Genomic DNA, 17,688 nt, shown 5'->3' with positions numbered 1-17,688 from the left:
ATTGCAGAATCCGAACCCAAGACCATAAGTTGAATCCAAAGGGGGATAACTTCCTTTGGCACGAACTGTCACAGATCCAACCGTCACAAAGGAGAGCACCATGAGCGAAGAGACCACGGGAGCCGAAGCGGTCAACGGCGCGGCGGAAAATGCCAAGGATGCCGCTGGCGAAGCCTTGGAGAACGTCAAGGAATTTGCTGGCGACGCAGTGGAAAACGTCAAGGAATTTGCGGGCGATGCTGCAGAGAATGTCAAAGAGTTTGCCGGTGACGCCGCTGAGAACGTCAAGGAATTCTTCTCCGGCGATGTTGGAGAGAATGCCAAGGAATTGGCCGGTGACGTTGCGGAAAAGTCAAAGGAAATTGCCGGCGACGTGGCCGAAAACGTCAAGGGCTTGGGATCGAAGATCGCCGGTCTGTTCAAGGGTGAGAAGTAGTTTTCACGCACCACTGAAAGAGCAGACAGAGGGACGGCAGTTCGCAGCAGCGGGCTGCCGTTCTGTTGCCCTGAGCGGGTAGCCTGACTTCAGAACAGGCGATGGACAGGAGACCCCAGTGGCTGGAACAACGGTGCTCGAAACAACGGTGGCCGACATCATGGCGGAACTGGCCACCTTGGAGGAACCCCGGGCACGCGAAGTGAACGAAAAGCACGGTGACGACCATGGAGTGAATCTCAGCAAACTCCGTGCTGTCGCCAAGAGGCTGAAGATCCAGCAGGATCTTTCACGCGAGCTCTGGGACACCGGTGACACCGCCGCCAAGTTGCTGTCACTCCTGATCTGCCGTCCCAAGGAGTTTGAACGCGACGAATTGGACACCATGCTGCGGGAAGCACGAACTCCCAAAGTGCATGACTGGCTGGTGAACTATGTAGTGAAGAAGAGTCCCCACTCGGAGGAACTCCGGGTGGCGTGGTTCACTGATCCTGATCCGGTGGTGGCAAGCGCAGGCTGGGCCCTGACGTCTGAGCGTGTGGTCAAGAAGCCTGAAGGTTTGCACCTGGATCAGCTGCTGGACATCATCGAAGCCAGCATGAAAGACGCTCCGGAACGCCTCCAATGGGCCATGAACCATTGCCTGGCGCAGATTGGGATCGAATTCCCGGAGCATCGGGCCAGGGCACTGGACATTGGCGAGCGGTTGGAAGTCCTTAAGGATTACCCCACGCCGCCCAACTGCACGTCGCCTTTCGCGCCAAGCTGGATCAACGAGATGGTGCGACGCAAGGGCTGACTCCCAGCGCGGCCTAGCCCCGGTTGCGGTGCATCATCCGGTACGTGAGCTCGGCGAGGAGTTCTTCGTCGGAGAGGTGCGATGCCCGGGCAATGGGCGCAGCGGGAACGGTGACACGGGGCGGCCCTTGCCGCGCTTCGTCGCTGGAGCGCATGTCATCGGGGGTGATCATGTCCGGCGCGAAGGTGGACTTGCCCTTAAGGACTTCAGAGACCGAACCGGACCGCCAGCCCAGGGCGTGCTCAAGTTTGCGCTGGTTGATTTCCTGCGTGCGCCGCGTCCCTGATTCCAGCGTCCGGACTGTCTTGATGGCGGTCCCTGCCTGCTTGGCCAACTGCACCTGGCTCAGACCTTGGGCCAAGCGTTCCTCTTTGATCAGGCGGCCGATGGTCTGTAGTGCTTCAAGTTCATCCACGCTTCCTACTTTTCCATAGGCAACACTGGGTAAACAAATCGGGAAGCGCTGATCCGCACTGAATGGCCGGGGCAAAATGTCGCCCGTGCAGTCGAGCGGACGACCCTTCATGAAAACAGGCAGGCTACTTGGTATCGTTGTGGTCACGGTGCGTGTAAGCGCTTGCATTTCCGCCCTCCCCGTGACTAATGTGAGGCTCACCACATAACCGCACCGCGGAAAAACCTGGTCCACTCACCGAGGAGTTCCCAGCATGAAATCCAAAAAATTCCTGCTTCCGGCGGCCATTGCCGGAGTCCTGGCTATGTCCCTGACTGCCTGTGGTGGCGGCGGGGGAGGTGGAAGCACCAGCTCCGGTGGTGCCTCCGGCGACGCAGCCAACAACCTTGACGGCCGCGGGCCGATCACCTATGTCCAAGGCAAGGACAACAGCAACGTTGTCAGGCCGCTCATCGAGAAGTGGAACGCCGCGCACCCGGATGAGAAGGTGACGTTCAAGGAGCAGTCGGACCAAGCTGACCAGCAGCACGATGACCTTGTTCAGAACTTCCAGGCCAAGAACACCAACTACGACGTCATGAGCGTGGACCTCATTTGGGTTGCGGAGTTCGCAGCCAAGGGATGGCTCCAGCCACTCAAGGACAAGACCGCAATTTCCACGGATGGCATGCTTGAGTCCACCGTGAAGAGCGCCACGTACAACAACACGCTGTACGCCGCACCGCAGAGCTCTGACGGCGGCATCCTCTACTACCGTGGCGACCTCGTGCCCAACCCTCCCAAGACCTGGGACGAGATGATGGGCATGTGCGAGATCGCCAAGCAGAACAACATCGGCTGCTACGCAGGCCAGTTCCAGAAGTACGAGGGCCTGACTGTTAACGCTGCGGAGGCCATCAACTCAGCCGGCGGCAAGATTGTTGACGACTCCGGCAAGGCGGCCGTGAATTCCGATGAGGCGAAGGCCGGCCTGACCAACCTGGTCAACGCTTACAAGGACGGCAACATCCCCACTGAGGCCATCACCTTCCAGGAGGAACAAGGCCGCCAGGCGTTTGAAGCCGGCAAACTGCTGTTCCACCGCAACTGGCCCTACGTCTACAACCTGGCCAAGACTGACGGCTCCTCCACAGTGAAGGACACGTTCAAGATGGCCCCGCTTCCGGGCAAGGACGGCCCCGGCGCCTCCTCGCTGGGCGGTCACAACATCGCCATGAGCGTCTACTCCAAGAACAAGGCCACGGTGACGGACTTCATCAAGTACATCGCCAGTGAAGAGACCCAGCGGTTCTACGCAACCCAAGGTTCGCTGGCTCCGGTGCTGACCAAGCTGTATGACGATCAGGAACTCGTAGCCAAGCTGCCGTACCTGCCGGTCCTGAAGACGTCCATCGAGAACGCGGTTCCGCGTCCCGTGACGCCGTTCTACCCGGCAGTGACCAAGGCTGTCCAGGACAACGCCTATGCAGCCCTCAAGGGAGAGAAGACCGTAGATACGGCAATCTCCGACATGCAGAAGGCAATTGAGTCGGCCGGAGCAAAGTAACCATCCGTGCCGTGGTCCGGTCGCCCGTAGCTGACGGGCGGCCGGACTGTCGGCGACGGCCTTCTCCCTGACAGGAGTCTTGACATGTCAACAGAACTTGAAAAACCGCAGACCACGACGGCGGCTGCCGGGCACAGGCTGCCCGGTCGCGAAAGTGCCGACCGGAAGCAAGTCACCCAAGGGCGGTGGGCGTACACGCTTCTGGCGCCGTCACTGATCCTGTTGGCGATCGTGATCATCTACCCGGTGATCAACGCGATCGTCATGTCCTTCCAAAAGGACTCCGGCCTGGATCCGGCCACGGGCTTTTTCTCCGAAGGCGGACCGGCCGGCTTTGATAACTACATCCACTGGCTTTTGCAGCAGTGCACGGCGCCGGGCGGCGGCACGGTGGCCTGTCCTCCCGGTACCTTGGGAGCCCAGTTCTGGGACTCCATGGGTACAACGTTCTTCTTCACCGTGGTCACGGTGGCATTTGAGACTGTCCTGGGCTTCTGGATGGCGATCATCATGGCGCGCGCTTTCCGCGGACGTAGCCTGATCCGCGCGGCCGTCCTGGTGCCATGGGCCATCCCGACGGCTGTCACCGCCAAGCTCTGGTTCTTCATCTTCGCTTTCGAAGGCATTGCCAACAAACTCTTTGGCACGCAGATTCTCTGGACGGGTTCTGAATGGCCCGCCAAGTGGGCCATCATCATTGCCGATGTCTGGAAGACCACTCCTTTCATGGCCTTGCTGATCCTTGCAGGCCTGCAGCTGATTCCGGACGAAGTCTATGAGGCAGCAAAGGTGGACGGCGCTTCCACGTGGCAGCGATTCCGTCTGATCACGCTGCCTTTAGTAAAGCCGGCCCTTATGGTGGCTATCCTGTTCCGCGTGCTGGACGCCCTGCGCATGTACGACCTCCCGGCCATCATGACCCAGGGTGCCAACGGCACCACCACGCTCTCCATTTTGGTGGTGCAGCAGATCCGGCAAGGATTCAATACCGCTGCGGCGCTATCCACTATTACGTTCATAGTGATCTTCCTGGTGGCCTTCATCTTTGTCCGGTTCCTCGGGGCAAATGCAGTCGATGCCGCCACAACGTCCGGAAAGGCCAAGTGAGATGAGCACAGCCACAGCTTCGAGGACTTCAACCGAACGGACGGAGCGTCCGAAACGCCCGTTCAACTGGGGATCATTCCGCACCTACATCAGCGCAGTCATCATCCTGGTCTGGTGCTTGGCCCCGTTCTACTGGATGGTTGTCACGGCCTTCAGGGAAGTCGGATACACCTTCGACACCACCCCGTTCTTCACCCACGTGACCTGGGATAATTTCACCACCGTGTTCGATGAGAGCCTGGGCAACCACTTCGGCAAGAACCTGTTGAACAGCCTGATCGTGGGCGCGGTGACTACTGTTGTCGCGTTGGTAGTGGGCGTGTTCGCCGCCTACGCACTGGCCAGGCTGAACTTCCGGTTCAAGTTCGTTGTCCTGGGCTTCATCCTGGGAGCTTCCATGTTCCCCGGCGTTGCCTTGGTAACCCCGCTGTTCCAGTTGTTTACCAACATCGGCTGGTTCGGTACTTATCAGGCCCTGATCATCCCGAATATCTCCTTCGTGCTTCCGCTGACCGTGTATACGTTGACCTCGTTCTTCCGCGAAATGCCGTGGGAGCTTGAAGAAGCGGCGCGCATCGATGGCTGCACGCAAGGGCAAGCATTCCGCAAGGTCATCCTGCCCCTGGCAGCTCCCGCCACCTTCACCACAGCAATCCTCGCGTTCATCGCATCATGGAACGAGTTCTTGATTGCAAGCCAGCTGTCCAACGACGCGACGAAGACCGTCACGGTGGCCATCGCGTACTTCGCCGGTGCCCAACCGCACCAGGAACCCTACACAGCTGTCATGGCTGCAGGTACGGTGGTCACCATTCCCTTGGTGATCCTGGTTCTTGTGTTCCAACGGAAGATCGTTGCCGGCCTGACGGCGGGTGCTGTCAAGTGAGTGGTTCGGCTGGCGGAAGACGGGACGCCTCCACCAGGAAAGCGGATCCGGACACCAAGCGTGTCCGGTCCGCCGAGGACTTCGACATCATCATCGGTTTCCTGGGTTTCTGGGCGCTGGTCCTGTTGGTGACAACCATCGTCATGGAAGTCACGGGCCAACCGGCCGTCGGATGGGCTTTGGGTCTTCTGGCCATTGTCCTGGCGCTCTGGGGAATGCTGCGTCTGCGTAAAAAGCTGCCCAGGAGGACTTCACGGCGCCTCAGTTGAACCACAGGGGAGTTGGGTGACGCAATAACCTGCGCGAAGTCGGCGAAGGGGACACACGCGGATTAGGCTGGGACGTGCCGTCCGGGAACGAGCCCTCGGCTTCGGCATGCATTATTGAGGGGGCTTGAGTGGCAAGAACAAACGAACGGTCCCAACGCGGCGGCCACGCTGGCGTCAGCATTGAAGATGTTGCCGCAGCGGCGGGCGTCTCGACGGCGACCGTCTCCCGGGCAGTCAGGGGATTGCCCAGGGTTTCCCCGGCAACCCGCGAGAAGATCCTCGAGGTAGCCAGCTCCCTGGGGTATGTAGCGTCGTCGTCGGCTTCCGGCCTGGCGACGGGCCGCACGCGGACCATTGGCGTCCTGGCGCCGTTCGTCAGCCGGTGGTTCTTCTCCAAGGCTATTGAGGGCGCGGACCGGGAACTGCATTCCAGGAAGTACAACCTTTCGCTGTTCAACCTCGGCGGCCACGGCAGCAACCGTGAGCGGCTCTTCAGTTCCACCATGGTCTACAAGCAGATCGATGCCCTGCTGGTGCTCTGCATGTCCTTGACCGAGGAGGAACTCGAGCATCTCCACAAGATCGACATTCCGCTGGTGGTGGTGGGCGGCCACGTTGAGGATTGCGCCTACATTGGCATCAACGACTACGACGCCGCGTCCACGGCGGTGCGGCACCTATTGGACTTGGGGCACACGGATATTGCGTTGCTCCACGGCGACGACGAAACGGACCTTAACTTCGACGTTCCCCGCGTGCGGATCCGGGCTTTCCAGGAGGTAATGACCGACGCCGGCCTGGAAGTCCGCCCGGAATGGGACCAGTGGGGCGATTTCACTGTTCCCAGCGGTCAGCAGGCGTTCAACCGGCTCTGGAGCCAGCCCGGCCGCAAACCCACTGCGATTTTCTGCTCGTCTGACGAGATGGCCATGGGCGTGATTTTCGAGGCCGGACGCAACGGCGTCAGGGTGCCGGAGGACCTGTCAGTGATCGGTATCGATGATCATGACTTCTCCGCATCGCTGGGTCTGACGACTGTGGGTCAACGGCCTGATGACCAGGCCGAGCTGGGCACCAAGATGCTGCTGGACGAGCTGGATGGGATCTCCGGGGCTGTCCGCTCACAGGTTGCACCCCACAAGCTGATAGTTCGCGAGACAACGGCGCCGCCATCCCGGCGGTAAGCCGCCGTCGCGCCGATTAATTGTTAGCGCTCAGCCGTGCCCGACGCCGTGCCCTCAGCTAGCGCGCACCGATGCGGGTGCCGGAACAATGCAGTCTAGGAACCGCACCCCAGTCTAGGAAGCGCGGGCCAGTTGCCGGATGGGAATCCAACGCGAGGCAAGGCGTCGGTATGCCGCTGCCGCGCCGGTCATGTCGCCCTCGGCCAGGCACTCGATGCCAAGGCGCACATCCATGGGGGACTCGTCCGGGTAGACCTTGTCAGCCACAGCCCCGTAGTCCAGCTCCACCATGGACTGGACATGGAACAATTCCAGCCACTCCGTAAGCTGCGTCAGGTCGTCGAGCATGTCCAGGTCTGGTGCTGCCAGCGCCAAATGGGCCACCGCGAAGCGCGCCCGGTCCAGTGCCTCTGTTAAAGGCGTCCACACCCGCACGGTAAGAATTCGCCCCTCGGATTCCACAACGTCCTTGCGGTCCGACTCGGCGAAGAGCGAGAACCAACTGAACGGGATTCCCCATGTGGAGGCACGGGTATGCACACGCTTGGCGCCTTCCCCGGCATTGATGCGGTCAATCCGGACCTGATGCTTATCCCGTTGCGAAACGGGGATGAGGAGGTCGGCCAGGGGACTGTGCACGCCATCCATGAGCGCGTTGGCTGCCAAACCGGCCCGAATCACCAGTTGGCTGGGGCAGTAAAGCAGCCGCCCGGCGTCGTCCGCTTCTTTGCCGCCGGCGGCTCCGTTGGCGGCGTTGCCGGGCGCAGCGTGCCGTCCGGGAGGAACCCGCGTCATGCGCACCAGGTCAGTGCGGCCTGTGGGGAAGGGGTCGCCGCCTGAGCGTGTGATGCGACCCAGCGACGCTTGCAGCTCCGCATTTTCGACGGCGGCCCGGGAACCAATCCTGCCGCTCTCCGCCACAAGCTGGCTCTGCTGCTCAGACGGAAAGGCTTCAAGGGGCTCGTATATGCGCAGCGACGAAGAGAACGGCAGTCCCGCCTGGCCCCGGTACAGGTTTCCAGTCATGTCCAGCCGGCCCCTTTCGTCGGTGAGCGTTTACTTAGTCCGCGAGCTCCACAATGACGGGAGCGTGGTCCGAGGCGCCCTTGCCCTTGCGCTCCTCGCGGTCAATCGAGGCACCCGTGACGCGTGCGGCCAGCTCCGGGGATGCCAGGCAGAAGTCAATGCGCATGCCTTCTTTCTTGGGGAAGCGCAGCTGCGTGTAGTCCCAGTAGGTGTAGACGCCGGGGCCAGGTGTGTAGGGACGGACGACGTCGGTGAAACCGGCAGCCTCGAACGCATGGAAGGCCGCGCGTTCGGGTTCGCTGACGTGCGTGTAGTTATTGGTGCGGAAGAGCTCGATGTCCCAGACGTCGTCGTCGAACGGGGCGATGTTCCAGTCACCCATGAGGGCGATCTGGGCCTTGGGATCCGACTTTACCCATTCGGCGGCGTGGCCCTGAAGGACGTCCAGCCACTTGATCTTGTACGGCATGTGTTCGTCGTCCAGCGAACGGCCGTTGGGAACATAGAGGCTCCAGATCCGGATGCCGCCGCAGGTGGCGGCAATGGCGCGGGCTTCCTGGGCAGGATCCTTGCCGGCCTTGCCGAACGCCGGCTGGTCCAGGAAGGTACGCTCCACGTCGTCCAAACCAACGCGGGAGGCAATGGCAACACCGTTCCACTGGTTCACACCGAAGTGCGCAACCTCGTAGCCCATGCGCTCAAAGAGCTCCCACGGGAAGTTCTCGTCCTTGCACTTGGTCTCCTGGATGGCCAGGACATCGCAGTCGCTGCGCTCAAGCCACGCTTCAACGCGGTCGGCACGGGCACGGAGGGAGTTCACATTCCAGGTAGCTATCTTCACAGCCACTAACTTACCGAACTTGGCGCTGAGCGCATCCCCCAACGGAGGATTACTGCCGGGCGGAGTTCAAAGATCAGTGACCGTACAGGGGCTGCGAATGGGCCAGTTTGCGCAGGCCGATGCCCGAGGCGATCAGCAACAAGCCCGTCACGATGGCAAAGGCCGCCAGCATTCCCACCAGGCCCAGGAATCCCAGGCCAGGATTGACCAGGACAATAATGCCGAACACGGTGGTGAGGAGGCCCGTCAGGAACCAGATGCCCCAGCCCCGGACAAACTCCCGGGCAGCGAGGGACAGGATGATCTGAGAGAGACCCAGCACCAAAGCCCACAAACCGATGAGGACGCCGATTGCTGCCGCCGTGATCCCGGGCCAGGCAATGGCGAGGATGCCGGCGGCGATGGAGATAAAACCGCCCGCCACAGTCCAACGGGAACGGCCCGCCGGATCATAGAAGTAGTGGGCCACGCTGGTGATGCCGTCAATGATCGCGAACACTCCGAACATGACCACCACCACGAATACCGTGGCGCTTGGCAAGGCAACGATTAACAGGCCAAAAACGATGGCGAGGACTCCCCGGACCAGCAAAGCAGTTCCGGGGGTTTTGAACATTTTGCGATCCGCTGCGTCCGACATAGGGTCAGCGTAACCAACCACCCGTCCTTACCGCATCCCCTCGCGCCGGATGGCTGTTGCAATGGCCGCCGCACGTGTTTCCACCCCGAGCTTGGCGTAGATGTGGGCGAGGTGGGTTTTGACGGTTGCCTCCGAAATGAACAGGCGTTTCCCGAGGTCACGGTTGCTGAGGCCTTGCGTCAGCAGGCTGAGCAACTCGGCTTCGCGCGGGGTGAGGATCTCGTCCGGGTTCCGCAATTGTTGGAACAACCGCGAGGCCACCGGTGCGCTCATCACGCTCTTCCCCTGCACTGCCCCGCGGACGGCCGCGAAGATCTCCCCTGGGGCGGCGTCCTTGAGCAAATAGCCCATCGCACCGGCGTCCACGGCGCGGACGATGTCCGCATCGGAGTCATACGTGGTGAACACGATGATTGCTTGCTGGGGGGTGCGCTGGCGCAGCTTCTGGATCGCCTCGATGCCATCCATCCCCGCGCCCATCGCCAAGTCCATCAGGATGACCGCTGGCTGATGCTCTTGGGCCGCCTGCAGCGCTTCCTCGCCGGACGCGGCTTCACCGACGACGGCGATATCGGCTTGGGTGCCCAGCAGCGCCTTGAGTCCGCTACGCACCACAGTGTGGTCATCGACGAGCAGCACGGAAATGGTGGTCACAAGCCCTCCTTGGATGGATCCACGGGCAGCGGGAGCTGGGCCGCGATGATGGTGCCCTCGCCGGGTGAGCTCTCTACCGACAATTCTCCGCCTAACTGCTCCACGCGCTGCCGCATGGCCCGCAGCCCGTAACCCCCGGCCTCCGACGGCGGAGGTACCGCTCCGGGATCAAAGCCGCGGCCGTCGTCGAACACGTCCAAGGTGACGGCGTCCGGAAGGTACCCCAAGGTCACGCTGGCATGGTCTGCATGGGCGTGGAGGTTGATGTTGGCCGCGGCGCTCTGGGTGACGCGGAGCAGGGTATGCCGGACCTCGGGCGGGAGCTGGCGTGCCTCGCCGGTGACCTGGACACGGATGCTGTCCACGTGCTGGCGTGCTGCGTGTTCCAGGGCTTCAGGAAGGGGTCCGGACTCGAGCCCTGGTGCCGAGAGCTCATGCACCAGGCTGCGGGTGTCGGCCAGGTTCCGACGCAAGAGGTCGGTGGCATGCCGAACATCGTCCTGCGCGGCCTTGGCGGGCCAGGATCGCTGGGCGGCTTCCAGGAGGAGCAGGCTGCTGGCGAGGCCTTGCGTGACGGTGTCGTGGATTTCACGGGAAACGCGCTCGCGTTCCGTGGCGATCCCGGCCGCCCGTTCGCTGGCGGCGAGCCGCTCCTGGTCGCGCTCGATTTTGTCGTAGATGAGGGTAAGCAGGGCGCCCGCCGCAAGCGGTCCGAGCAGCATGGCCACGTCCGTCCAGTCACTCATGCGGAAGAGCCCGACGGCGGTTGCGGCCGCCGTCGCGCCCCCGGCAACGTAGCCGGCCCATCCGCGGAAGGCTGTGCGCGTCAGGAAGAAAATGGCGAAGGAACACCACGCGAAGCTCGGGGCGACGATCACCAGTGCGGCCCACGCAACCACCAGGGCGGCCATCCAGGGGATCCACAGGGGACGCCGTTGGGCTGCGCGTCGATGCGCCAAGACAGCGGTGACGGCGTACAGCGCACACACTGCGGCTGCCAGGGCCACCGTCCACAGGTTGTCTGCGGGGGAGTGGCGCATGACGTACCGGACGGCCGATGCCACCATGAGCACGGCGAAACCAAGGTGCACCACGGCGTCGATCCGGCCATCGATCCGGCCGCTGGGCGCAGTCCGTGGAAGGGCAAGGGGCATCTCTCCATGCTAGATGCCGCACGGTTGCTGGTCTCTCCACCTTTTGGCTGATACAGCCGGCGGAAGGGATGAGGCCGTGGTCTGCTTCAGGCCGATGTGGCCATGGGCGGCTTTTCGGAAGCATGGAGTTGTACCCGATGCTTACTACGAGGAGAACTCCGTGAAGAAGTCCAACAAAATGATTGCCGCCGCCGCCACCGGAGCACTGTTGCTCACCGGCGGAATCACGGCCGTGGCCAACGCCGTGGCACCTGCAGCACCGGTTGCCGCCCCCGCCAAGGCTCCCGCAGACGTCCAGCCCGCCCCGGAAAACGTGGTGGCACAGAACCGCATCACCGTGGGTGCTTCCAGCAAGGCCGTCAACGCTGCGCTCGCAAAGTGCCAGGCTGACAAGCTGCCGTTTGTCACCGTTGCCCTGGTGGATCGTTTCGGCACTGTCCAGGCCCTCCTCCGTGGTGACAACGCCGCCGAGCACACCATCGAGGCCGCCAAGCAGAAGGCCTATACGGCAGCTGCATTCGGCGCCCCCACCAGCGAGCTCGCCAAGCGCATCAACGGCAACGGCCCGTCCATCGCCGACCTCCCCGGCACCCTCTTCCTGGCTGGCGGTGTCCCGCTGAAGGTCAACGGTGTATCGGTGGCGGGCATCGGCGTCGGCGGCGCTCCAGACGGTGCCCTGGACGAGGCCTGCGCCACCGCCGGCGCGGATGCCTTGGCTGCGGCTGCGAAGTAGCCTGTGAACATGCGGAACGCGCGCGGCTTGGCCTTGGGAGCGGCGATTCTGGTCGCCGGGTTCGTGGCCGGCTGCGCGCCGGCCGCGGCTCCAAGGCAGAACGGCACGACGGCGGCTTCCCCACTTTCCAGCCCGGCTGCGCCGTCGAGCGTAAGTCCCGTCCCGTCGTCGTCCGCTGTGCCGCCCCAAATCTCAGCGCCGTCCCAAATCTCAGCGCCGCCCAAACTCTCACCGGAGGCCCAGATGGAAACCGACCGACTCCTGATCCTCGCCGCCAAAGCCAACGATGTTGCGAAGGTGCGCGAACTGATCGTGGCCGGCGGCAACGTCAACGCCAAGGACGATATCCAGGACTCCGCTTTCCTGTACGCGGGGGCTGAGGGCTTCAACGAGGTTCTTCAACTGACCCTGGACGCCGGGGCGGACGTACGCAGCATCAACCGGTACGGCGGCACGGCCCTGATCCCGGCGAGCGAACACGGGCACACAGACACCGTGCGGATCCTGATTGCCGCGGGTGTGCCCGTGGACCACGTGAACAACCTGGGCTGGACCGCCATGCAGGAAGCCATCCTGCTTAACAATGGCGGGCCGAATCAGCAGGACGTGGTCCGGCAGCTTCTCGCAGCGGGAGCCAACCCGGATATTCGCGACCCCCAAGGCCGAACCGCCCTGCAGAACGCAGAGCGGCTCGGGTTTACGGAGATCACGGCCCTGATCCGGTCCCGTTAGCTACAGCGCTTCCAGCACGCTCACGTAGTTGGCGATGCCCACGCCGCCCATGTTTTGGACGGCGCCGCGGCGGGCGTTGGGCAACTGCATGTCCCCGGCCGTGCCGCTGAGCTGCATCGCGGCGATGACGTGCTGCGACACACCCGTGGCGCCCACCGGATGGCCTTTCGCCTTCAGGCCGCCGGAGACATTGATGGGCAGCTTGCCATCCTTGAAGACCCACCCTTCCTGGATGGCGCGCGAGCCTTCGCCGCGGGGTGTCAGGCCCATGGCCTCATACATGATGAGTTCTGCGATGGTGAAGCAGTCGTGCACCTCGGCGAAGTCCAAGCCTTCAATGCCGACGCCCGCCATGGCGAAGGCGCGCTCCCAGGACGCCCTGGTGGCGGCGAACTCGGTGGGATCGCGCTTCTCTGCCGGGAAGAAATCGTTGGCGTGGCCAAAGCCGGCAAGACGCACTGGTGCTGTTGCGCCCCCGGTAGCCGAGGTTGAGAGCACGACGGCGGCCGCACCGTCCGAGACCGGCGAACAGTCTGTGCGGCGCAGGGGTTCGGCCACCATGGGGTTCTTGTCCGAAATGGTCCGGCAGAACTCAACACCGAAGTCCCGGTGCATCTGGGCGTACGGATTGTCCATGCCGTTGCGGTGGTTCTTGGCGGCGATGGAACCGAGGACGTCACCCAGGCCGGCCTCGAAGCCTGGCCCGGCGATGTCGGCGCCGTAACGCTTGCCGTAATGCTTTGCCACCTCTGCGAACAGGCCCGTGAATCCGGTGGAAGACGCCTTGCCGGCCATCTCGTAGGAAGCGCCGAGCAGGGCTGCCCCCACAACGTCAGCACCGGCGTCGGTCATCTTCTCAGCGCCGATCACCAAGACGTTCCGGGCCGTGCCGGCGAGCACTGCTTTGACTCCCTGTTGAAACGCGGCTGAACCCGAGGCGCAGGCGTTCTCCGTGCGGGTGGCAGGAACGTTGGCCAAGTCTGCCGAGAGCTGGAGGGCCAAGGACGACGTGAAGCCCAGAGGCTGCATGCCGGAGTTGAACTGGCCCAGGTAGATCTCGTCGATGTCCTTGGGGTCCAGCCCGGAGTTGCTGATGGCCTCCCCGGCAACCTGGACGATCAAGGACTCCAGTGTGTCATCGGTCAGTTTGCCGAACTTGCTGTGGCCCCATCCAGTGAGCAGGATGTCTTTGCCGAACTGGTCTTTCAGGCTCATGCGTGTGCTCCTTCGAGGGTGTGTGCATCGGCTTCCGGTGAGCGGGCGTCGAGCGCGACTGTGAACTCCGCCTCCGTCTTTTCGCGGATCTCTTCCACCGTGACGCCCGGGGCGAGACGGGTCAGCACCAAGCGGGTGCCGTCGTCGTGGTCTTCCGTTTCCGGAACGATGTCGAAAACGGCCAGGTCCGTGATGATGCGGTCCACGCAGTTGAGCCCCGTGAGCGGGAGCGTGCATTCGGTGACGATCTTGGCCGAACCATCCTTGGCGTTGTGCTCGGTGAGGACCACCACCCGCGGTGTCCCGGCCACCAAATCCATGGCCCCGCCCATGCCTTTGACCATCTTGCCGGGGATGGTCCAGTTGGCCAGGTCCCCGGAGCCGGACACCTGCATGGCACCCAGGATGGCCACCTTCACGTGCCCGCCGCGGATCATGCCGAACGAGGTAGCGGAGTCGAAAATGCTCCCGCCGGGAGTGATGGTAACGGTCTGCTTGCCCGCGTTGATAAGGTCCGCGTCTTCCTCGCCCTCAAACGGGAACGGGCCCATGCCCAGCAGGCCGTTCTCGCTCTGGAGGACCACCCGGACGCCGTCAGGCAGGTTATTGGCCACCAGCGTGGGGATGCCGATGCCCAGGTTGACGTAGTCGCCGTCGTTCAGTTCTTCGGCCGCGATAGCGGCCATGTTGTCACGTGTCCATGCCATGGTGATGTGCTCCTTTGCTTCAGACCGTGAGTGCTTCAGTGCGCTGCCGGACGGTGCGCTGTTCAATGTCCTTGACCCGGGCGGTCGCCTGCACCAGCCGCTGCACGTACACGCCCGGGGTGACGATGTGGTTGGGGTCCAGCTCGCCCGGCTGCACAATGACCTCGGCCTCGGCGATGGTCACTGCGCCTGCAGTAGCCACCACGGGGTTGAAGTTCCGTGCGGTGTGGCGGTAGATCAGGTTGCCGTCGGTATCGGCGGTGTGGGCATGGACCAGGGCGACGTCGGCGGTGATGGCGCGCTCGCGGACGTACGTCACGCCGTCGAACTCTTCCAGCGGCTTGCCTTCGGCAACCAAAGTGCCCACACCCGTCCGCGTGTAGAAGGCAGGGATGCCGGCGCCGCCTGCGCGGAGGCGTTCGGCCAGCGTGCCCTGCGGAGTGAACTCCACCTCCAGCAGACCGGCCAGGTACTGCTCGGCGAAGAGCTTGTTCTCGCCAACGTAGGACGCGATGACCTTCCGGACCTGGCCTGCCTCGATCAGCACGCCCAGGCCCTTGCCGTCCACGCCCATGTTGTTCGAGACGATGGTGAGGTCCTTGGCGCCCGACTCCCGGACTGCGTCGATCAGATCTGCGGGGATGCCGCTGAGGCCAAAGCCCCCGACGGCGATGGTCAAGCCGTCTGCCATGAGGCCGTGGAGCGCTTGGGTTGCGCTCGCGTGGATGATGGACATTCTGGACTCCTCTTTGAGTTTGCCGTGTATCCACTTTGTGGACTTTTTACCTCTGTGTTGGAGCCTAGGATTCTGGCCGGCGGTGGTCAATGCCCGGATCTCTTGGAGACTCACTGTGTGGACGATAGGCTGAATGCTGTCCATATTGTGGATGAAATTTCCAGGGAGGCATGGTGGCAGTACAGGGAGCCCAGGTGGTGGGCCGTGTTGCCCTGCTGTTGCGGCTGGTGGGTCGGAAGCCCGAAGGGACGTCTCTGGCGGGGTTGGTGCGTGAATCCGGACTGACCAGGCCCACCGTGCACCGGCTGCTGACATCGTTGGCTGCTGAAGGACTGCTGGAACATGACTCGGGCTCCGGCAAATGGGTGCTGGGCCCGGAGATTTTCCTGCTGGGATCGGTGGCGGCGGCCCGCTTTCCCATGGAAGACATTGCCCGCCCGTCCCTGCGGCGGCTGGCCGCCGAGACAGGGGAGAGCGCGTTCTTCTCGATCCGGCGGGGAAATGAAACCGTGTGTGTCCTGCGCGAAGAAGGCTCATTCCCGGTGCGGTCCTTCGTGCTGCACGAGGGTGTGCGCTTCCCGCTGGGCGTGGCTTCGGCAGGAACTGCCATCATGGCTTTCCTGCCTCCCGAAGAACAGGAATTCCTGTTGGGGGACTGGCCTGCGCATGCCGGAGAGTTCGCCGTGGGACATCCTGCAGAGGTGGTGCGGGGAAATCTGGAACAGACCCGGCTCACTGGTTACTCCGTCAATCCCGGGCTGATCCTTGAGGGAAGCTGGGGGATGGGCGCCGCCGTCTTCGACCAACAGGGACGGCCCGCGTGGGCTCTCTCCCTGACAGGAATTGAACCCAGATTCCGCCCGGACCGTCAGGAATTCCTGGGCAGGCTGTTGCTGGAGGAAGCGCACCGGATGACGGCGAGGCTGCAGGGAGCTAGCTGAGGTCCAGACGCATCAGCACCCTTGGGAAGCCGTTGAGGACGGACGTCGTTTGGGCCACTTTCTTGAAGCCCGCCTTCTCAAAGAGCCTTCGCGTCCCGACGTAGGCCATGGTCAGGTCCACTTTGCCGCCCTTGTTGTCCACCGGGTAACCCTCAATGGCCGGTGCTCCATTGCTCTTGGCGAAGTCGATGGCCCCCCGCAGCAGTTCATGGGAAATGCCCTTGCCCCGATGCCCCGGTCGCACCCGAATGCACCACACGGACCAAACATTGATTTCATCCACGTGCGGGATCTTACGATTCTTCGCAAAAGTGGTGTCCGCGCGCGGGTGGACCGCCGCCCAGCCCACCACTTCATCGCCGTCGTAGGCCACAACACCTGGCGGAGGGTCCTCTGCCACCAGCTTCTTCACGAACTTTCCGCGTTCCTGCTTCTGGAGTTCCTGGTTCAACTTGGACGGAATCCGGTAACTCAGGCACCAGCACACATTCGAGTCCGGGTTCTTGGGGCCCACCATGGTTTTCACATCATCGAACACCGTCGCGGGGCGAACCTCGATAGCCATCCGCCCATCCTGCCATCGGCCTCCACCAGTCCGCCAGACCTGCGGACGTGATGACCGGGTCGGGCTTCAGCCCCGCACGGATCGGCTACCCATCCAGATGCAGCATTACGCGTTCCTGGTTGACGACCATCACTTTGACCGCGGCTATGAGCGTCTGGTGAGTGCCGGCGTCGAAGGTTTAAAAAAACTTCTTCAATCCGCACCCATCCACCCCGTCCCATCCTCCGAATAGCTGGTGAGACACAAACCGCTGGTGAAGCAAAAGCCGCACTTGCAGACCGTGTCCCACCACCCAATGGATCCAACGCCCTGGTTCCAAAAACAAGGAGAATGACATGTTGTCCACAAAGCGCCCCGCCCTCGCCTTCGTTGGCCTCACTGCAGCCGCCCTTCTCGGACTCACGGCTTGTGGTGGCTCAAGCACACCCTCATCTTCGTCTGCCGCACCCTCCTCCGCGGCACCGTCGTCTGCGGCACCGTCGCCGTCCTCCTCCGCCATGAGCAGCGCCGCCATGGATCCGGCCGCCAACCTCGTGGGCCCCGGCTGCGCCGGTTACGCCGCACAGGTTCCGGACGGTGCCGGTTCGGTAGCCGGCATGGCCCTGGATCCGGTAGCCGTAGCAGCATCGAACAACCCGCTGCTCAAGACCCTGACCGCCGCTGTTTCGGGAAAGCTCAACCCCAAGGTTGACCTTGTTTCCACCCTGAACGGCAGCGAATTCACGGTGTTCGCACCGGTTGACGATGCCTTCGCCAAGATCGACCCCGCAACAATCGAGACGCTCAAGACGGACGATGCCCTGCTGAGCAAGATTCTCACCTACCACGTAGTCCCCGGCCAGCTGACCCCGGACCAGATCGTCGGCACCCACAAGACTGTTCAGGGTGGCGAAGTGACCGTTGGTGGCACCAAGGATGCCCTCACGGTTGACGGAGCTTCCAACGTGATCTGCGGTGGCGTCAAGACCGCCAACGCCACGGTTTACCTGATCGACTCGGTGCTGATGCCCAAATAGGCCTTAGCCTTCAGCGGTACCAACAACAAAGCAGCAATAACAAAGCAGGCACCGGAATCCGGCGCCTGCTTTGTTGTGTTGTGGGT

21 protein-coding genes are annotated in these 17,688 nt (G+C 62.9%); 11 read left to right on the top strand and 10 right to left on the bottom strand.

The features are described 5' to 3' along the window. The first annotated feature begins 100 nt into the window (after positions 1-100). On the top strand, positions 101-436 hold the full coding sequence (locus BMY91_RS15745) for a hypothetical protein (RefSeq protein ID WP_090823579.1): 336 nt from the start codon (positions 101-103) through the stop codon (positions 434-436). A gap of 118 nt (positions 437-554) precedes the next feature. Continuing rightward, positions 555-1,235 carry a DNA alkylation repair protein gene (locus tag BMY91_RS15740; RefSeq protein ID WP_090823576.1) on the top strand — a complete coding sequence of 227 codons (681 nt, stop codon included), beginning with the start codon at positions 555-557 and terminating at the stop codon, positions 1,233-1,235. A gap of 13 nt (positions 1,236-1,248) precedes the next feature. Here BMY91_RS15740 and BMY91_RS15735 read toward each other — a convergent pair whose 3' ends face one another. After that, positions 1,249-1,650, bottom strand: a complete 402-nt coding sequence (locus tag BMY91_RS15735) for a helix-turn-helix domain-containing protein (RefSeq protein WP_090823575.1) — start codon at positions 1,648-1,650, stop codon at positions 1,249-1,251. A gap of 253 nt (positions 1,651-1,903) precedes the next feature. On the opposite strand from BMY91_RS15735, the gene BMY91_RS15730 reads away from it, so the two are divergent. The 5 genes from BMY91_RS15730 (at position 1,904) to BMY91_RS15710 (ending at position 6,642) form a co-directional block, all read left to right on the top strand. Continuing rightward, positions 1,904-3,196 carry an ABC transporter substrate-binding protein gene (locus tag BMY91_RS15730; RefSeq protein ID WP_090823573.1) on the top strand — a complete coding sequence of 431 codons (1,293 nt, stop codon included), beginning with the start codon at positions 1,904-1,906 and terminating at the stop codon, positions 3,194-3,196. Positions 3,197-3,280: 84 nt separating this feature from the next. Then, positions 3,281-4,303, top strand: coding sequence for a carbohydrate ABC transporter permease (locus BMY91_RS15725; RefSeq protein ID WP_090823570.1), 1,023 nt, complete (start codon positions 3,281-3,283; stop codon positions 4,301-4,303). Between the two features lies 1 nt (position 4,304). Next, on the top strand, positions 4,305-5,189 hold the full coding sequence (locus BMY91_RS15720) for a carbohydrate ABC transporter permease (protein ID WP_090823568.1): 885 nt from the start codon (positions 4,305-4,307) through the stop codon (positions 5,187-5,189). After that, positions 5,186-5,458 (top strand): hypothetical protein, encoded by a 273-nt coding sequence (locus BMY91_RS15715; RefSeq protein WP_090823565.1) that lies wholly within the window; start codon positions 5,186-5,188, stop codon positions 5,456-5,458. Before BMY91_RS15720 ends, BMY91_RS15715 begins: the two co-directional genes overlap by 4 nt. A 128-nt stretch (positions 5,459-5,586) precedes the next feature. Next, positions 5,587-6,642, top strand: coding sequence for a LacI family DNA-binding transcriptional regulator (locus BMY91_RS15710; protein ID WP_090823563.1), 1,056 nt, complete (start codon positions 5,587-5,589; stop codon positions 6,640-6,642). A 114-nt stretch (positions 6,643-6,756) separates the two neighbouring features. Here BMY91_RS15710 and BMY91_RS15705 read toward each other — a convergent pair whose 3' ends face one another. From BMY91_RS15705 to BMY91_RS15685, 5 genes are all read right to left on the bottom strand, one after another. Beyond that, positions 6,757-7,668 carry a DUF8083 family protein gene (locus BMY91_RS15705; protein ID WP_090823561.1) on the bottom strand — a complete coding sequence of 304 codons (912 nt, stop codon included), beginning with the start codon at positions 7,666-7,668 and terminating at the stop codon, positions 6,757-6,759. A gap of 34 nt (positions 7,669-7,702) precedes the next feature. Beyond that, a complete protein-coding gene (locus tag BMY91_RS15700; protein WP_090824055.1) occupies positions 7,703-8,509 on the bottom strand; it encodes an exodeoxyribonuclease III in 807 nt (268 codons plus the stop codon). Between the two features lie 73 nt (positions 8,510-8,582). Then, positions 8,583-9,149 carry an HdeD family acid-resistance protein gene (locus tag BMY91_RS15695; protein WP_090823560.1) on the bottom strand — a complete coding sequence of 189 codons (567 nt, stop codon included), beginning with the start codon at positions 9,147-9,149 and terminating at the stop codon, positions 8,583-8,585. Between the two features lie 27 nt (positions 9,150-9,176). Then, the gene (locus BMY91_RS15690) at positions 9,177-9,803 is read right to left on the bottom strand and encodes a response regulator (protein WP_090823559.1); all 627 of its coding nucleotides are present in this window, start codon (positions 9,801-9,803) and stop codon (positions 9,177-9,179) included. Continuing rightward, positions 9,800-10,957 (bottom strand): sensor histidine kinase, encoded by a 1,158-nt coding sequence (locus BMY91_RS15685; protein ID WP_090823558.1) that lies wholly within the window; start codon positions 10,955-10,957, stop codon positions 9,800-9,802. Before BMY91_RS15685 ends, BMY91_RS15690 begins: the two co-directional genes overlap by 4 nt. A 160-nt stretch (positions 10,958-11,117) precedes the next feature. Here BMY91_RS15685 and BMY91_RS15680 point away from each other — a divergent pair, with 160 nt between their 5' ends. Together BMY91_RS15680 and BMY91_RS15675 are read left to right on the top strand one after the other, a co-directional pair. Next, positions 11,118-11,690, top strand: coding sequence for a GlcG/HbpS family heme-binding protein (locus BMY91_RS15680; RefSeq protein ID WP_175538791.1), 573 nt, complete (start codon positions 11,118-11,120; stop codon positions 11,688-11,690). Between the two features lie 9 nt (positions 11,691-11,699). Beyond that, positions 11,700-12,422: an ankyrin repeat domain-containing protein gene (locus BMY91_RS15675; RefSeq protein WP_090823556.1), complete on the top strand. Its 723-nt coding sequence runs from the start codon at positions 11,700-11,702 to the stop codon at positions 12,420-12,422. Here the strand turns inward: BMY91_RS15675 and BMY91_RS15670 are convergent, their stop codons facing one another. Genes BMY91_RS15670 through BMY91_RS15660 form a run of 3 tightly spaced genes read right to left on the bottom strand, consistent with a single transcriptional unit; the run spans position 12,423 to position 15,080 of the window. Further along, positions 12,423-13,637: an acetyl-CoA acetyltransferase gene (locus BMY91_RS15670; protein WP_090823553.1), complete on the bottom strand. Its 1,215-nt coding sequence runs from the start codon at positions 13,635-13,637 to the stop codon at positions 12,423-12,425. Beyond that, positions 13,634-14,344, bottom strand: a complete 711-nt coding sequence (locus tag BMY91_RS15665) for a CoA transferase subunit B (RefSeq protein WP_090823552.1) — start codon at positions 14,342-14,344, stop codon at positions 13,634-13,636. The genes BMY91_RS15670 and BMY91_RS15665 overlap by 4 nt, the downstream gene beginning before the upstream one ends. Before the next feature lie 19 nt (positions 14,345-14,363). Beyond that, complete coding sequence (locus tag BMY91_RS15660; RefSeq protein WP_090823551.1) at positions 14,364-15,080, bottom strand: CoA transferase subunit A; 717 nt, start codon at positions 15,078-15,080, stop codon at positions 14,364-14,366. Positions 15,081-15,250: 170 nt separating this feature from the next. Here BMY91_RS15660 and BMY91_RS15655 point away from each other — a divergent pair, with 170 nt between their 5' ends. Continuing rightward, the gene (locus BMY91_RS15655) at positions 15,251-16,021 is read left to right on the top strand and encodes an IclR family transcriptional regulator (protein ID WP_090823549.1); all 771 of its coding nucleotides are present in this window, start codon (positions 15,251-15,253) and stop codon (positions 16,019-16,021) included. On the opposite strand, the gene BMY91_RS15650 is transcribed toward BMY91_RS15655, so the two are convergent. Next, on the bottom strand, positions 16,014-16,586 hold the full coding sequence (locus BMY91_RS15650) for a GNAT family N-acetyltransferase (RefSeq protein WP_090823547.1): 573 nt from the start codon (positions 16,584-16,586) through the stop codon (positions 16,014-16,016). The genes BMY91_RS15655 and BMY91_RS15650 overlap by 8 nt on opposite strands. A gap of 335 nt (positions 16,587-16,921) precedes the next feature. Here BMY91_RS15650 and BMY91_RS15640 point away from each other — a divergent pair, with 335 nt between their 5' ends. Beyond that, complete coding sequence (locus tag BMY91_RS15640; RefSeq protein WP_090823545.1) at positions 16,922-17,602, top strand: fasciclin domain-containing protein; 681 nt, start codon at positions 16,922-16,924, stop codon at positions 17,600-17,602. The last annotated feature ends 86 nt before the right edge of the window (positions 17,603-17,688 follow it).

It is taken from the genome of Arthrobacter sp. yr096 (genome assembly GCF_900108925.1).
In the GTDB taxonomy this organism is placed as follows: domain Bacteria; phylum Actinomycetota; class Actinomycetes; order Actinomycetales; family Micrococcaceae; genus Arthrobacter.
This window is presented reverse-complemented; position numbering and strand designations above follow the sequence as displayed.